The organism is Anaerocolumna aminovalerica (assembly GCF_900115365.1).
Lineage (GTDB): Bacteria > Bacillota > Clostridia > Lachnospirales > Lachnospiraceae > Anaerocolumna > Anaerocolumna aminovalerica.
In genome coordinates this window covers 13,266-29,375 of sequence record NZ_FOWD01000035.1, presented here as the reverse complement: position 1 = coordinate 29,375, position 16,110 = coordinate 13,266, and the positions used below count along the sequence as shown (strand labels likewise).

16 protein-coding genes and 1 other annotated feature are annotated in these 16,110 nt (G+C 35.4%); of the genes, 3 read left to right on the top strand and 13 right to left on the bottom strand.

Translation table 11 applies throughout. From position 1 onward, the window contains the following. Positions 1-14: 14 nt before the first annotated feature. Positions 15-1,343: a replication-associated recombination protein A gene (locus BM183_RS15980; RefSeq protein ID WP_091687875.1), complete on the bottom strand. Its 1,329-nt coding sequence runs from the start codon at positions 1,341-1,343 to the stop codon at positions 15-17. A 229-nt stretch (positions 1,344-1,572) separates the two neighbouring features. Between BM183_RS15980 and BM183_RS15975 the strand changes: the two genes are divergently transcribed. The 3 genes from BM183_RS15975 (at position 1,573) to BM183_RS15965 (ending at position 5,325) form a co-directional block, all read left to right on the top strand. Next, complete coding sequence (locus tag BM183_RS15975) at positions 1,573-1,749, top strand: DUF4250 domain-containing protein (protein WP_091687874.1); 177 nt, start codon at positions 1,573-1,575, stop codon at positions 1,747-1,749. A gap of 56 nt (positions 1,750-1,805) precedes the next feature. Beyond that, entirely contained in the window at positions 1,806-2,456 is a 651-nt protein-coding gene (locus tag BM183_RS15970) for a YigZ family protein (RefSeq protein WP_091687884.1), read from the top strand. Positions 2,457-2,649: 193 nt separating this feature from the next. Next, the gene (locus BM183_RS15965) at positions 2,650-5,325 is read left to right on the top strand and encodes a transglycosylase domain-containing protein (protein ID WP_091687873.1); all 2,676 of its coding nucleotides are present in this window, start codon (positions 2,650-2,652) and stop codon (positions 5,323-5,325) included. Positions 5,326-5,508: 183 nt separating this feature from the next. Here BM183_RS15965 and spoVAE read toward each other — a convergent pair whose 3' ends face one another. The 12 genes from spoVAE to BM183_RS15915 all read right to left on the bottom strand — a co-directional run bounded on the left by spoVAE (position 5,509) and on the right by BM183_RS15915 (position 15,710). Next, on the bottom strand, positions 5,509-5,865 hold the full coding sequence (gene spoVAE / locus BM183_RS15960) for a stage V sporulation protein AE (RefSeq protein WP_091687872.1): 357 nt from the start codon (positions 5,863-5,865) through the stop codon (positions 5,509-5,511). 21 nt (positions 5,866-5,886) lie between these two features. Further along, entirely contained in the window at positions 5,887-6,951 is a 1,065-nt protein-coding gene (gene spoVAD, locus BM183_RS15955) for a stage V sporulation protein AD (RefSeq protein WP_091687871.1), read from the bottom strand. Between the two features lie 154 nt (positions 6,952-7,105). Next, positions 7,106-7,516: a SpoVA/SpoVAEb family sporulation membrane protein gene (locus BM183_RS15950; protein ID WP_416386031.1), complete on the bottom strand. Its 411-nt coding sequence runs from the start codon at positions 7,514-7,516 to the stop codon at positions 7,106-7,108. Positions 7,517-7,650: 134 nt separating this feature from the next. Further along, complete coding sequence (locus BM183_RS15945; RefSeq protein WP_170848049.1) at positions 7,651-8,067, bottom strand: stage V sporulation protein AB; 417 nt, start codon at positions 8,065-8,067, stop codon at positions 7,651-7,653. Then, positions 8,057-8,683, bottom strand: coding sequence for a stage V sporulation protein AA (locus BM183_RS15940; protein ID WP_091687868.1), 627 nt, complete (start codon positions 8,681-8,683; stop codon positions 8,057-8,059). The genes BM183_RS15945 and BM183_RS15940 overlap by 11 nt, the downstream gene beginning before the upstream one ends. Positions 8,684-8,745: 62 nt before the next feature. After that, positions 8,746-8,919, bottom strand: coding sequence for a hypothetical protein (locus BM183_RS20805; RefSeq protein WP_170848048.1), 174 nt, complete (start codon positions 8,917-8,919; stop codon positions 8,746-8,748). Positions 8,920-9,060: 141 nt separating this feature from the next. Further along, the gene (gene sigF / locus BM183_RS15935) at positions 9,061-9,774 is read right to left on the bottom strand and encodes an RNA polymerase sporulation sigma factor SigF (RefSeq protein WP_091687867.1); all 714 of its coding nucleotides are present in this window, start codon (positions 9,772-9,774) and stop codon (positions 9,061-9,063) included. Between the two features lie 45 nt (positions 9,775-9,819). Beyond that, the gene (gene spoIIAB, locus BM183_RS15930) at positions 9,820-10,242 is read right to left on the bottom strand and encodes an anti-sigma F factor (RefSeq protein ID WP_091687866.1); all 423 of its coding nucleotides are present in this window, start codon (positions 10,240-10,242) and stop codon (positions 9,820-9,822) included. A gap of 277 nt (positions 10,243-10,519) precedes the next feature. Then, positions 10,520-10,918: an anti-sigma F factor antagonist gene (spoIIAA, locus tag BM183_RS15925; protein WP_091687865.1), complete on the bottom strand. Its 399-nt coding sequence runs from the start codon at positions 10,916-10,918 to the stop codon at positions 10,520-10,522. 118 nt (positions 10,919-11,036) lie between these two features. Beyond that, entirely contained in the window at positions 11,037-12,449 is a 1,413-nt protein-coding gene (locus BM183_RS15920; RefSeq protein WP_091687864.1) for a tetratricopeptide repeat protein, read from the bottom strand. A gap of 130 nt (positions 12,450-12,579) precedes the next feature. After that, positions 12,580-12,720: a hypothetical protein gene (locus BM183_RS20800; RefSeq protein WP_170848047.1), complete on the bottom strand. Its 141-nt coding sequence runs from the start codon at positions 12,718-12,720 to the stop codon at positions 12,580-12,582. A gap of 326 nt (positions 12,721-13,046) precedes the next feature. Next, positions 13,047-15,710, bottom strand: coding sequence for a valine--tRNA ligase (locus BM183_RS15915; RefSeq protein WP_091687863.1), 2,664 nt, complete (start codon positions 15,708-15,710; stop codon positions 13,047-13,049). A 65-nt stretch (positions 15,711-15,775) separates the two neighbouring features. Continuing rightward, positions 15,776-16,087, bottom strand: a binding site (T-box leader). Positions 16,088-16,110 lie beyond the last annotated feature (23 nt).

Below are 16,110 nucleotides of genomic sequence, written 5' to 3'. Positions count from 1 at the left end.
TATGAATACAAGTTTTATTCCTCAGCCTCTTCCCTTATCCGTTTTAGATGTTCTATGATTTTTTTCTCATATCCCTGCCCGGAGGGTTGGTAAAAGACTCTATCCTTTAATTCATCCGGCAAATACTGCTGTTTTACGTAATGATTTTTATAGTTATGGGCATATTTATAACCCAATCCATGTCCTAATTCTTTTGCTCCGCCATAATGAGCATCCATGAGATAAGAAGGTATGGATGCGGTTTTTTCATTTTTCACCGCTTCCAGTGCCACTTCAATTGCTGAACATGCTGAATTGCTTTTTGGAGCACAAGCTACATACGAAACAGCCTGAGCTAATATAATCTTAGCCTCCGGCATACCAATCCGTTCCACTGCCTGTGCTGCCGCTGTGGCAACCACCAGTGCATTAGGATCAGCATTAGAGACGTCTTCTGCTGCACATATCATAATTCTTCTTGCTATAAATGTAATACTTTCTCCTGCATATAACATTCGGGCCAGATAATAAATTGCTGCGTCAGGATCGGAACCTCTCATGCTTTTAATAAATGCCGATATGGTATCATAATGATTGTCTCCGGTTTTATCATAACGGATTACTCTCTTTTGAATGCACTCACTTGCAACATCAAGTGTTATATGAATCCTCCCGTCATCAGAGCGTTCTGTAGTTAAAACCCCTAATTCGATGGCATTTAATGCAGATCTGGCATCTCCATTTGCTATATGGGAAAGGAAGTCCAATGCCTCCTCATCAATAACAGCATTATATGCTCCCATTCCTTTTTCTTTGTCCGTTAAGGCTCTAAGAATAAGCTTTTTTATATCTTCCTGCTCTAAAGATTTTAATTCAAATATAATGGAGCGGGAAATAAGTGCGCTGTTTACTTCAAAGTATGGGTTCTCTGTTGTGGCTCCAATTAATATAATGGTTCCATCTTCCACAAAAGGCAATAAATAATCCTGCTGCCCTTTATTAAAACGATGAATTTCATCAATAAACAGGATTGTTTTCTTACCGTACATTCCCATATTGCTTTTTGCCTTGGTAATTTCTTCCTCCATATCTTTTTTACCGGCAGAAGTAGCATTAATCTGAGTAAAAACAGCACTGGTGGTATTGGCAATAACCCGTGCTAAGGTAGTTTTTCCTGTACCCGGAGGGCCATAAAAGATAATAGAGCTAATTTTATCCGCCTTGATTGCTCTATATAGCAACTTGTCCTTACCAATAATATGGCTTTGCCCTACTACTTCTTCCAATGTAGTGGGGCGTAATCTGGAAGCCAATGGGGATTCTTTCTCCATAGTATTACTTCTCATATATTCAAATAAATCCATAATAACCTCTATTCTAGCGCTTTAGCGCCTTTTAATAACGACAGCAACTTTGTGGGGCAGCCCAAATTGCCGGTTGGGTATACTATTCTTTCTATCTTATTTACTTATTGTATTCTATAAAATAATCTTCGTCAATGTATAGGATTTGAACCAATGATTACTTACCTCTGCTTGAATTACTGATTATTTATGTTAAAATAACAATGAATATACATTTTGGAGGTATTACATGACAATTCCACAAGACCCTGTAATATTATTAAGTTTTATAAACACCTATTTAAGAGATCACTATAAAAACCTTGATGATCTGTGTAAAAGCCTTAACATAGATGAGACAAGCTTGAAAGAAACTTTAAAGGGGATTCAGTATGAATACGATCCCGTTCAGAATAAATTTATTTAGAATTAGGCTGTCTCTATTAGTTTAGAAAAATAATATTATTTTATTAGGAGATGATTATAATAGATTCCTTTCGAATTGTTTACCAAGGCGGAACCGGAGAAATCATAGAGAAAAAATCCAGATTTATCGCCACCGTTGTACCGGTAAATACAGAAGAAGAAGCCATTACATTTATAGAACAGACAAAGAAAAAATATTACGATGCCAATCATAACTGTTTTGCCTATGTAATTGGGGATAACAATGAAATTCAACGCTGCAGCGACGATGGAGAACCGGTCAGAACCGCCGGCCGGCCTATGCTTGATGTATTACTGGGAGAAGGCATACATAATGCTGCCTTAGTTGTAACCAGATATTTTGGTGGAACCTTATTAGGTACCGGGGGTTTAGTAAGGGCTTATCAGGGTGCTGCAAAAGAAGGTTTAAATAACAGTGTTATTCTGGAGAAGTTAAACGGTATCAAGCTTCAGATAACTACCGATTATAATGGCATTGGAAAACTCCAATATATTACTTCTCAAATGGAAATTACAACATTGGATACGGAGTATACAGATATTGTTGTTATGACCAATTTAGTACCTATAGAACTTTATGAGCAATTTGAGAAAAAAGTGGTTGAAGCAACCAATGGTAAAGCCGTTATCATAAACTCGGGTAATGTTTCCTATGCAATTATGAATCATTCGGTATTGATATTATAATACATAATTAGGGAATACTAATTGTATAGGTTATCAAATGATTAAGGTCACAAAGTCAACACTCTTTGTAATACCTTAATCATTTAATATATTAGGAAACTTTTAAAAAAGTTTTAAGATTCATCTGATCTACAAATTTATCTTTATTTTATATTATATATTTGATATAATGGCAGGATAAAGGAGGTTTTTTATGGACTTTAGTAGAAAAGGAACAATAAAAAAACAACAACAGATAAAATCTACTTCTAGAAAAGTTGCTTCCAAAGCTGGAGTTTCTCTTTTTAGAATGTTATTAGTTGGTATTGTATTTTTGGCTATAGTAGGATCCTTTGCTGGCTTTGGTATATTAAAGGGATTGGCTGACAGTGCTCCGGACATTGATCAGATAAACGTTGAACCGAATGGCTTTACAACCAATATATATGATAAAGACGGTAATCTTATTCAATCTTTAGCTGGTGCAGAATCCAATCGTGTATATGTAAAAATAGATGAAATTCCTGAAGTAGTTCGCAATGCTTTTATCAGTATTGAAGATGAAAGATTCTATAGCCACGATGGTGTGGACGTAAAAGGTATCTTTCGTGCCTTTTTCTCAGGTTTAAGTAACGGAAATTTTGACGAAGGTGCCAGTACTATAACCCAGCAGCTTATTAAGAATCAGGTCTTTGACGGAGGCGCAGAGGATAATTTTACCGATCGTTTTATAAGAAAGATTCAGGAACAGTATTTAGCTATACAGCTGGAAGATAAATTAGATAAAGACCTTATATTAGAATATTACCTGAACAACATCAATCTTGGTGCAGGAAGTTATGGTGTGCAGACAGCCTCCAGACGTTACTTTAATAAAGATGTAGGACAATTGAATTTATCAGAAGCTGCTGTAATCGCTTCAATTGCACAGTCACCTACGTATATGAATCCAATTAATCACAAAGAAAATAATGCAAAACGTCGAGCTGAAGTTTTAAATAGCATGCTTCGCCTTGGTCATTGTACTGAGGAAGAATACAACAAAGCTATGGAAGATGACGTTTATTCCAGAATTCAATCTGTTAACGAAGAAAAGGCAGATGAGTCTTACTACAGTTATTTTGTAGATGAATTAATTGAACAAGCTCTTGAAGATTTACAAACAGAAAAAGGATATACTTATACTCAAGCAAGTAAAGCTTTATACAGCGGAGGTTTAAGCATATACACTACTCTGGATTCCGATGTACAAAAAGTATTAGATAATGTATATTCCAATCCGGATTATTTTCCTAAAGTAGGTTCTACTTCCTATTGGGAATTAAACTATGCTTTATCCATTGAAACATCCAAGGGGGAAACCATACATTATCACAATAGTGATTTAAAAGAATTTGCAGGATCTACCAGCAAAAACTTTTCTTATTTTTCTGATAAAGAAGATGCATTGAAGCTGATTAAGGAATTTAAAGAAGCTAAGTTAAAGGAAGACGATATAATATTGGGTGAAAATACCAGTTTGATATTACAACCTCAATCCTCCATGGTTATTATTGATCAATCCACCGGTCAGGTAGTGGGACTTATTGGCGGACGTGGTACAAAAACAGGAAACAGAACTCTTAACCGTGCTACTAACACCGTAAGGCAGCCGGGTTCCGTATTCAAAATCCTATCAACTTATCTTCCTGCTTTGGATTCAGCAGGGATGACATTAACAAGTGTTATTGACGATGCCCCCTTCCAATATCCCGGCACTTCAAAGTATGTTTCAAACTGGAATAAAAATGTTTATGAAGGTCTGACTACATTAAGAAGAGCAATATACCGTTCCATGAATGTTGTTACGGTTAAGACTTTAAATCAGGTAACACCACAAGTTGGTTTTGATTATTTGCAAAAACTTGGATTTACTACCTTGGTAGATAGCAGAACTGATAGTAATGGAAGACCTTATTCCGATATTAACTTATCCACCGCTCTTGGAGGTATAACAGACGGTGTATCAAACCTTGAGTTAACAGGTGCTATGGCTTCCATAGCCAATAGCGGTATTTATACAGAACCCACTTTTTATACTAAGATTTTAGACCATGACGGTAAGGTATTATTAGAGAAAAAACCTATCACTCGCCAGGTTATGAAAGAATCTACATCTTTCCTTTTAACAAATGCAATGGAAGACGTAGTTAAAATAGGTACCGGTACAGCAGTTAGATTCCCTAAGATTCAAATGCCTATTGCAGGTAAGACCGGTACAACCTCTGATGATAACGACTTATGGTTCTCCGGATACACACCATACTATACCGCTACCATATGGTCCGGATTCGATAATAACCGCTCTCAAGTTGATAAAAGCTATCACAAACGTATATGGCGTGATGTAATGGAACAAATTCACATTCAAAAAGAACTTAAAAATGTTCCATTTACTATACCGGATTCTATAGTTACTGCTAAAATATGTACAAAGAGCGGAAAATTGGCCGTAGAAGGATTATGTGATCATTATATCGGAGGCTCTACAGTAAAAACAGAATACTTTGCAAAAGGAACTGTTCCCACTGAAAAATGTGATATGCACGTAAAGGCTTCCATATGTAAAGACTCAGGAAAAATTGCAACAGAGTTTTGTCCTCCGTCTTCTACAAAAGAACAAGTTTATTTAGTTAAAGAAGAAACTCATGCAACCCATGATACTCCAAATATTTTACCTACAGAAACTTGTGATGTACACACAGCCGGAAACTCTATAATACCACCTTATCCGCCTGTTACTCCAGATCCGAATCTGCCTTCTAATCCGGGAGAAGAAGAAGGAGAAGACGAAACGGAAGAAGATAACACAGAATCTGAATTTCCAGATATATTTAACTATAATTATTAGATTATTTACCAGAAGGGGCAATTTGCCCCTTCTGTTTTGCTAATCTATATTAAAAGCAGACAGTATACCTTTCTATAGTAATTAAAAAACCATACGCTTTCAAACACATCTAGTAATATGATTAACAAGTTAATTGGATTCTCTTAATATTAAGGTATACCATACTGCTTGAAATATCTGAATTTAACTTTTCATCTTTGGATTAAATATAAGAGAAGCTAAATATGCAAAGATTAATGCCGCCGAAATTCCTACTGCAGATGCTGTAAATCCACCCTTAAATACACCAATGAATCCTTCTTTCATAATACCCTCTTTAATTCCCTTAAACAGCGCATTACCAAAACCAACAAGTGGAACCGTTGCACCTGCACCAGCCCATTTTGCAAAAGGTTCATAAACTCCAATTGCACCTAGAATTGCTCCAAGGCATACCAGAATAACCATAATTCTTCCGGGCATAAGTTTGGTGTTATCCATAAAAATTTGTACTACTGCACAGATTCCTCCGCCTACTAAAAATGCTATTAAATAGTCCATAATCTACTCCTATCTACTTGCTTAGCAAGTCTCAAGTATAATACCGTGAGCGATTCCCGGGATGGAATTGCCTTCGTTAAAGCTTACAGTAGACTGTAAAGAACCGGTGGGTACAAATAATACCCTATTCCATTCTCCCCGTCTCATTTTATCCAAAATGTATCCTGTTAGTGTAATAGCACTGCATCCGCATCCGCTTCCGCCTGCATGGGTATCCTGAGAATCTTGATCAAAAATTTCCATTCCGCAGTCCATAAAATTACTGCTAATATCAAAACCATCCTCTTTTAATAAGTCAATTAAAATATCTTTACCCACACTTCCAAGATCACCTGTAATGATTTTATCATAGTAGAGCGGCAGTTGATTTATATCCTTTAGATTTTGTGATATAGTAGTATATGCCGCAGGTGCCATACACGCTCCCATATTCATAGAATCTTTCAGACCATAATCTACAATTTTACCTACTGTTATACCTTTAATAACTACATTTTTTTCTTTTTTCTTATGTTTATTTTTATCTTTTGATTCATTTTTCCCAATTACTACTGCTCCGCTTCCTGTTACCGTCCAGGTTGCCGAAAGGGGTCTTTGATTGCCATAACCCAAAGGAAAGCGAAATTGTTTTTCTGCACCTGCAAAATGACTGGAGGTAATTGCTATTACTTTATCTGCATAGCCTCCATCTACTAAAATTGCTCCAAGGGCCATAGATTCACCCATAGTAGAACATGCCCCATATACTCCGAACATAGGTATTTCAAGGCTGACAATTCCAAAGGATGTGGCAATTAGTTGTCCCAATAAATCTCCGCCTATTAAAAAACGAATATCCTGATTCGTTAAACCTGCTTTTTCAATAGCTTTTTCTGCTGCCCGTTTCATTAATCTGCTCTCTGCATCTTCCCAGGTCTTACCACCTGCCATAGGATCTTCTTCAATTTCATCAAAGAAACTTCCCAAAGGACCTTCACCTTCCTTTTTTCCCGCAATAGAAGAACCGGATAGAATTAAAGGAGGATTTTCGAAAAGTATACTTTGCTTTCCAGCTATTTTGTTATTGGTCATATTTTGTTCAGACATTCTAACCTCGATTCCAGCGCTTCAGCGCCTTTTAATGACGACAGCAACTTATTGCTACAGGCAAAAATTGCTTTCGAATAATGTACGAAGAAGTTCAAAATCAAATTTCAACAAATCCATTTTGGAGTTTCTTCCAAATGTGAAGATATTTCCTTCACACTACCCCAAACTCCATTAAAATGTAATAAATAATACCTAGAATCCAAGAAGAGAAAATACCATATAAAATAACTGGTCCCGCTATGGTAAAGATTTTGCATCCAATACCAAAAACATGGCCTTCTTTCTTAAATTCTACTGCAGGAGCCGCTACAGAATTGGCAAAGCCTGTAATTGGTACAACGGTTCCGGCACCACCGAATTTAGCTAACTTAGGATATATGTTTAATCCAGTAAGCAAAACAGCTAAGAATACTAAGGATAATGTAGTATAGGAGGCAGCCAAATCTTCCGTTGCTCCCCAGTGCTTATACAGGTTATTAAACCCTTGTCCTATGGTGCAAATGATTCCTCCAATTAAGAATGCTTTTAGCATGTTAAGAAACCAACTATGCTTTGGAGTCATTTTCTTCACATACTCATTATATTTTTGTCCTTTTGTATCCTGATCATGCTCAATTATGACATCCTGAGCACTTACATCCCCTGCTTTGACATTTTTATCATTCATTCTGTATCAACTCCTTTTAATTATTAAAATTACGCTTTAAAAAACATCTGATATAAACTTCCTACTGCCTTCCCTATGGCCATGCATAATAGAAGAAAAGAAGTTCCTGCTCTTAATTGAATTCTTTTAGTAAATACCGGAAACACTTTTGTAACTTCTGCTAAAGCAACTGCTGTACATCCTACATAGCAGCCAGAAAATAATCCAAACATTATAAGCCCCACTATTCCAAAAGGAATGGCAAGTTGGAATATCATTACAATATTGCCAAAGGTAGCACCCAGAACAACAATGTCTTCATATAAATGTATTTTATTTGCTGAATCTGAGTGAGTTGCCAATCGGTCAATTACTCCGATTGTGGTAATAAATGCAAATATTCCGCCGGCTACAATTATTCCGGAAGCGGTACCAATTATAATTAATACTATTATTTTAATCAACATCAATGATTTTATCCTCCCTGCTGGCATTGGCAATAAGTGTTTTATCCAGTTCCTCTTCATAAACACGCATCTGAACTTTTAAAGGAGTTGGATCATTGCTTAATTTAACTTTAGAAAAATGATTGTAAAATACGATGATACCTATTGGAATTCCAATAGAATAACTTATTTCCAGTATGGTTCCTCCCTCTTTTTCACTGCCCATAATTAATTCATATATTTTTTTAAAAACTTCTTCTACACTGGCATCTTCATTAAAAGTCATAATGGCAAAAGCGGAACCAAAAAAGATAATAAGGGAGACCATTACAATTTTCAAGTACTTAAGTATTTGTCTCTCTTTCTTAGGCTGATACTGTATGATAAAATCACTTTCCCCAAGATTAATAACCTGTACATCAGGGTAAATGGAATGAATAATTTCAATTATCTTCAATATAGAAAATACACACTTAATTGGCTTGTTATCCTTTATTGTCAGGACTACCTGCTTTTTTAATATATTTATCTTATCTGTATCTGTACTGTAAAGTTTCGCAATATCTTCAAGATATACCACTTTATTTTTTGCCATACTGTTTTTATCCACTTTAATATACAAATACTCGTTACTCATAAACAGCCTCCAACACTGATAAAATGTTTATACAAAACAAACTACTGTAGAATACCTACTTCTTAAACAATACTTTCTTCTTTATCCGGCCGTCTGTCAATCTGGATATAACCGTTTACCAAGGTACCTTTATATTCCACATTTTTATTCTTTTTTGGCAGTATGATAAAGACAATAATAACAAATAATACAGCTAATAATGTAAGTAGTACCAATGCTTTTTTTAAATAGACCATTTAATCACCCTCTTTTCGTTTTCGTATTTTCTATAATAATGAAGATTGTATTAGGAAAGGAAAAAGCATCAGTAATTACTGATGCTTTTGATTTACTTGATTTTATTATATGTTTCGTTGATTTTTCTATACTGGAAATATCTACATCATTCTTTCACGCATTTTTAATAAAATTTTCTTTTCTAATCTTGATACCTGCACTTGAGAAATTCCTAATTCTTTTGCTATATCCGTTTGTGTTCTATCCATAAAATATCGAAGCCTGATCAATTCCTGATCTTTTTCATCCAAAGATTCAATGGTTTCTTTCAAAGCAAGCTTGTCAATCATTATTTCATTTTCATCATTGGCTTGTTCTAATTTATCAATTAAGTAAATAGCGTTTCCATCTCCCTGATAGATGGTTTTATATAAAGATTCTACTTCGGCTCCCGATTCTAAAGCCATTACTACTTCTTCTTTTGCCAGATTCATTTCCTGCCCGATTTCATCTATAGTTGGTTCTCTTCCATACATATTATTTAATTTTTCTCTGGCAACTCTTATCTTACCTGCAGTTTCTTTTAAGGAGCGGCTTACTTTTATAACACCATCATCTCTTAAAAATCGCTTGATTTCTCCCATTATCATGGGTACTGCATATGTGGAAAACTTTACATCATAGGATAGGTCAAATTTATCAATTGCTTTAATTAAGCCTATACTTCCAATCTGAAATAAATCCTCCGGTTCGTGACCCCTACACATAAATCTTCGGACGATGCTCCATACCAAACCTACATTATCCATAATTACTTTATCTCTTGCCTCTTTATCACCCTGTTGGGATCTACGAATTAGCTCAATGGTATCCACTGTTTCACTCCCTTCTAAAGGAATTTTTTACATCTAGTAAACTATTTAATGAATTATTTTTTTCATTTTTACTATAGTTCCTTCCCCTGCTTTTGAAATTACTTCTAAATCGTCCATAAATGCTTCCATAAAAGCAAAACCCATACCAGACCTTTCTAATTCAGGTCTTGTGGTATATAAGGGTTCCATGGCTTTTTCAATATCTTCAATACCAACACCAGAATCCTGTACTTCAATATAAACTTCATGATTGCATATTTTGCAATATACTTTAATCTTACCTTTCCCATTGTTATAACCATGTATAATTGCATTGGTAACCGCCTCGGAGACAGCTGTTTTAATATCTGCAATTTCTTCTATGGTAGGATCCAGCTGTGCTACAAAACCAGCAACTACCATTCTTGCAAAGCCTTCATTTCTTGACTGGCTTTCTACTTCCAATAACATTTCGTTTGTATAATCCATACATATCCTCCTGTTAAAACCCTTTATGCTAAGCATAATTTTTTATTGGTTTATTTTCTTATCTAATCAGTAACCATACATAGTCACGATTTTCTATAGTTAAATTCAAGACTTTATTGACTAAATCCAGTAATTTATTTATTAAATTCGGATATTTACTTGTTAAATCGGAAATTAACTTGCTCAATCGGAAATTAACCCGCTAAATTCAGGATTTACTTAATAGATTCAGAATTCACCTGCTGAACAAAGAAATTTGTTTGTTAATTCAGGAATTTTATTTGTTAAATTCCTTGACAGCATCTTCTATGGTATTGAATTTGTGAATTATTTTATACAATCCAGAAAGGCGAAAGATTCTATCTACGCTTTGATTCACTCCAGTGACAGCTACTTTTCCCCCGGTAAATATAATCTTTTTGTAGCGGCCCATAATAACTCCGATTCCGGAACTATCCATGAAATCAGATCCGGTAAAGTCAAATACAATATCCTTAATGTTCTTTCCGGATATAAGTTTATCGGACTGCTCACGAATAGTAAGTGCGTTATGATGATCCAGTTCTTCCATTAATTTAATTATCAAACATTTATTGACTATTTCGAAGTCCGCTTTCACCCCCTCCCGTAATTGATAAATCGACGTATTTTTCGGTTTTTTTTCTTTCTTCTCCATATTTTCCCTTCTTTGTGCGTAATTTTACATTACTTATCTATAAAAAAAGACGCCTCTAATGAACACATTAGAATTGTCTTTTCTCTCAAAATCATTTTTTCATTTGTATCGTATTGTATTACCTTCCAATTTCTCTCAACTTGGTATTAGCTTCACGTGCACGGCTGCTGTCAGGAAAATTCTCTGTTAACATGGTATAATAAGTAGCTGCCTTGTCTAAATCTCCCTTTTGGTGATAGGATCTTCCAATGAAATAGATTGCATTTACATTGTCTGGATTATATTCAAAAGACTTCTCTAATAATTGTAAAGCTTCATCGTATTTTCTAGCAGAATACTGGCCATGGCCATCATTATATAAGACGTCAGAAGCCTTCATAAAGGAAGCCTCCTTAATTTGGTTATAAATTTCTTTTGCCACAGGTATATCAAGTTGATCCGGATTTACTTTTCCTATACCATCTGCAATAGCCACATAATCCATAGCATTTGGATTTCCTTTTGCTAATTCTGCTAAATACGTAGAAATTCCGGCAAATAAGTTATCATATATAGCACCATCTACCTCATTGGTTTCAAACTCACTTAATTGTTTCTTCAGATTTGCTACTTCATTTTGCAAGTTTTTATTTTCTTTTTCTAATGAGGATAAGCTCTGGGTCTGCTTGCTTAAAGATTCACTATACTCTATTTCAATCTTTTTGGCTTCTTCTAAAGCATTCTTTTTAACTGTAGGTACAATGAGAAAGAATAATACACCTATACCGATGGCAACACCAATAATCAGATTTACAAACGCCCAAATATTAGGTTTATCTTCTTTATAGGTAGTGGTAGGAAAAACTGTTTGTTCATGAACCGGAACTACTTTTCTGCTTTCCTTTTTCCCATTCTTTATATTGTCTTGTAACATATCGGAGTTTTCATCCAATTCATGCAAATATCTTAAAGTTGTTGTATTGGACACATCTATTTTACTCGCTTTTAATAAAGCTTTTAAGGCTTTATCTTTCTCCCCATTCTTTATATAAAGTAAGGCTAATAACTGTAATGCCTTAACAAAATGAGGATTTAAGCTGGTTACTTTCTTTAGTTGGATAATAGCAAGGTCATCACTGCCCTGCTTCGCTGACTGTAAAGCTGAATTATATTTCTTTATAGTCTGATTTAAAGTTTCTAACTTAGTTGGATTGGATTGTAAGGATTCCATGTATTCATCTGCATCGTTATTCTCTGCCTGAAAGTGTTTACTAATTACCCATTCACTCAGTGCGGAAACTGTTTCACCAACTTCGTAATATACCAATCCCAATAAATTTCTGGCATTGGTATTTCTTTTGTTCAATTCAAGACTTTTTTTCAATATCAAAATAGCGCCAGATAAATCCCGCACTTTTGCTTTTTCCAATCCTTCATTATAATACATGTTGGATAGCATGGTTACTTTTTTAAAGGTTGTCAAGTCGGTACCGCATCTTTCACAACGGTTTCTTTTTGATGCAACTATACTTCCACATTCCGGACAAATCATTTTTTATCTCCACCTAACCGTTTATTCTTGTAAAAGTTCATTTCTAAGGACTCCATATAAAAACAAGAATTATGCCTTATAATTCTTCTAGGGCATTTTCTTGTTGCCAAAATCTTTAAGCTTACATAGCTTATTTATCTTTTAGTTCTTTAATCATACTTTTTATTAAATCAGTAATATCAGCTAAATCGTTATTTTGGATTACATCTTCTGCCTGTTCCACTTCCAGACTTGGTTGAAATTTAGCGATTTCTTCATCAAAATTAATCATTTTTTACACCCATTGCTCTTTCTACACACCTACATTTTCTTTCCACCTATGAAAGAAGTGGTATATAGCATTTCCTTTCTTTCTTAATTTTCTAACCTTTTAAATAATGAACGAGGAAAGCTCGTCCTATCTTATAATGGTTTTACCCATATATATAAATAACATTATTTATTTAATAATAACTATAATAGTGTCAAAAATCAAGACAATATTGCCAGATTCAGTTTATTTTTATAAAATTATAATAGAGGCAGAGTATTCCTACCTCTATTATAATAGTACCATCCTATTATGCAAGAAAAACTGTTCGATTCCCTTCGACAGATTTATTTCCTAAAATAGGCAAGTCTTTCCGTTACCTGGTTCATCATGTTAGTATACTTCTCTAATTTTTCCTTTTCTTCCGCTATTTTAGCTTCCGGAGCCTTGCTTACGAATTTTTCATTGCTTAGCATACCATTAACACGCTTTAATTCCCCTTCTAATCTGGCTTTTTCTTTCTCCAGACGTTCGATTTCTTTTTCGGTATCTACCAAATCAGCAAATGGCATATAAATAGTAGCTTCCGGAATAACTGCCGTTACTGCATCATCGGATATTCCAGCCTTATCCTTTTGGATGAAAACTTCTGCCGCATATCCTAAGGTTGCAAAGAATACTTTACTGCCTTCAAAGATGCTGCGAAGGTTATCCTTTTCTGAAACAACGTACACATTAGCCTTTCTGCTTGGTGGAACATTCATTTCAGTACGAACATTACGAATTCCTTTTACTGCAGCTTTTATAGTTTCAACTGCTTCCTCTTCTTTTGAATAATTCATTTCTTTATCATATACCGGCCATTCCGATATCATGATGGAGCCATCATCTGGATTAGAATCTTCCATTTCTTTTAAGGTACAGTAAATTTCTTCTGTTACAAATGGCATATATGGATGTAATAATTTTAAAGAGGTAGTGAGAACCTGTTTTAAAGTCCATATAGCACCTGCTTTTGTTTCATCCGTATCACTATAAAGCCTTGGTTTAACCATCTCAATATACCAGTCGCAGAATTCTTCCCAGATAAAATCATAAATTTTCTGAACCGCAACACCCAGTTCAAAGTTTTCCATGTTATCTGTAACTTCTCTCACTAAAGAATTTGCCTTAGAAAGAATCCATTTATCAGCATCCGTTAATGCCTTAGGATCAATATTATCACTGGTCCTAGCTTTCTCCAGATTCATCATAATGAATCTGGAGGCATTCCATACTTTATTGGCAAAGTTTCTGCTGGCTTCTACTCTTTCCATATAGAAGCGCATATCATTGCCGGGAGCATTACCGGTTATCAAGGTTAATCTTAAAGCATCTGCACCGTATTGATCAATGATTTCTAATGGATCAATGCCATTTCCAAGGGATTTGCTCATCTTACGTCCCTGAGCATCTCTTACCAGTCCATGGATTAATACTTTATTAAAAGGCGCTTTCCCGGTATATTCAAATCCTGAGAATACCATGCGGATAACCCAGAAGAAGATAATATCATAACCGGTTACTAATACATTGGTTGGGTAAAAGTACTTGTAATCTTCTGTTTCTTCCGGCCAACCTAAAGTTGAGAATGGCCATAAAGCGGAACTAAACCAGGTATCCAGCGTATCTTCATCTTGTGTTAAATGAGTGTGACCGCATTTTGGACATACTTCAGGAGCATCTTTGGAAACTACCACTTCTCCGCATTTATCACAGTAATAAGCAGGAATTCTATGTCCCCACCATAATTGTCTGGATATACACCAGTCTCTGATATTATCGGTCCAGTTAAAATAGATTTTATCAAAACGTTCCGGTACAAATTGAATTTCTCCGGTCTTAACCGCCTCAACAGCAGGTTTGATCAACTCATCCATCTTAACGAACCATTGCTGTTTGATTAACGGCTCTACTGTTGTATTACATCTGTCATGAGTACCTACATTATGAACATGGTCCTCAATCTTTACCAGCAATCCTAATTCATCTAATTCTTTAACGATTCTCTTTCTAGCCTCATAACGGTCAAGTCCCTGGAATTTTCCTCCATTGGTGTTAATGGTAGCATCATCGTTCATAATATTGATTTCAGGCAGGTTATGTCTCTTACCAACTTCAAAGTCATTTGGGTCATGGGCAGGTGTTATCTTAACCACACCGGTACCAAATTCTTTGTCAACATAGGCATCCCCAACAACCGGTATTTCTTTATTTACAATTGGAAGTAATACTTTCTTGCCTATTAAGTGTTTGTATCTGTCATCCTCCGGATGAACGGCTACCGCTGTATCACCAAGCATGGTTTCCGGTCTTGTAGTAGCGATTTCTACAAAATCCCCCGATCCCACAACCGGATATTTAATATGCCAGAAATGTCCTGACTGTTCTTCATGTTCTACTTCCGCATCGGATATACTTGTCTGGCAAACCGGACACCAGTTTATGATTCTGGAACCTTTATAAATATAGCCTTTTTCATAAAGACGGATAAATACTTCCTGAACCGCCCTGGAACAGCCTTCATCCATGGTAAATCTTTCTCTGTCCCAATCACAGGAGGAGCCCAGCTTCTTTAACTGACCGATAATCCTTCCGCCGTATTCATCCTTCCATTGCCATGCTCTCTTAAGAAATCCTTCTCTTCCCAAGTCTTCCTTATCAATACCTTCTTTTTTCAGTTGTTCAATAATCTTAACTTCCGTAGCAATACTGGCATGGTCCGTACCCGGCTGCCATAGCGCATTATATCCCTGCATTCTCTTAAAACGAATAATAATATCCTGCATGGCGTTATCCAATGCGTGTCCCATGTGTAATTGTCCTGTAATATTTGGCGGCGGAATCACAATGGTAAATGGTTTTTTGGTCTTATCCACCTTGGCATGAAAATACTTTTTATCCAGCCATTTTTTATACAATCTGTCTTCTATGTCCTTAGGATCATAGGTCTTAGCCAATTCTTTTTTCATAATAACCTCGATTCCGGTGCTTTAGCACCATAATTCTTATTTTGACACAAAAAAAGCCCTCGTCTTTAAAGGACGAAGGACCGTGGTACCACCTTTATTCGTGATAATTTATAGCTTATATAAAAAAGCATTAGGAAAATACTTTTTTCTTAATAAGTTACAATTTTTATCACCTCTCTTGAAGTCTGGTCTATACCAAACCTCTTAGCCTGTAACGGGGCTTACCGTTATTTCCTACTAAACTGTACATGGTTTTTGTTCAGAAATACTGTTCAGGAGCTACCTTCAATAAGTTCTCATTAAGATAACTTTTCAGCCTGGGAGTTATCCTCTCTGCTAAGAAATACTTATCTAATCCTCTCCATCAATACATTTAATAATATGTTTATATTATAATTTG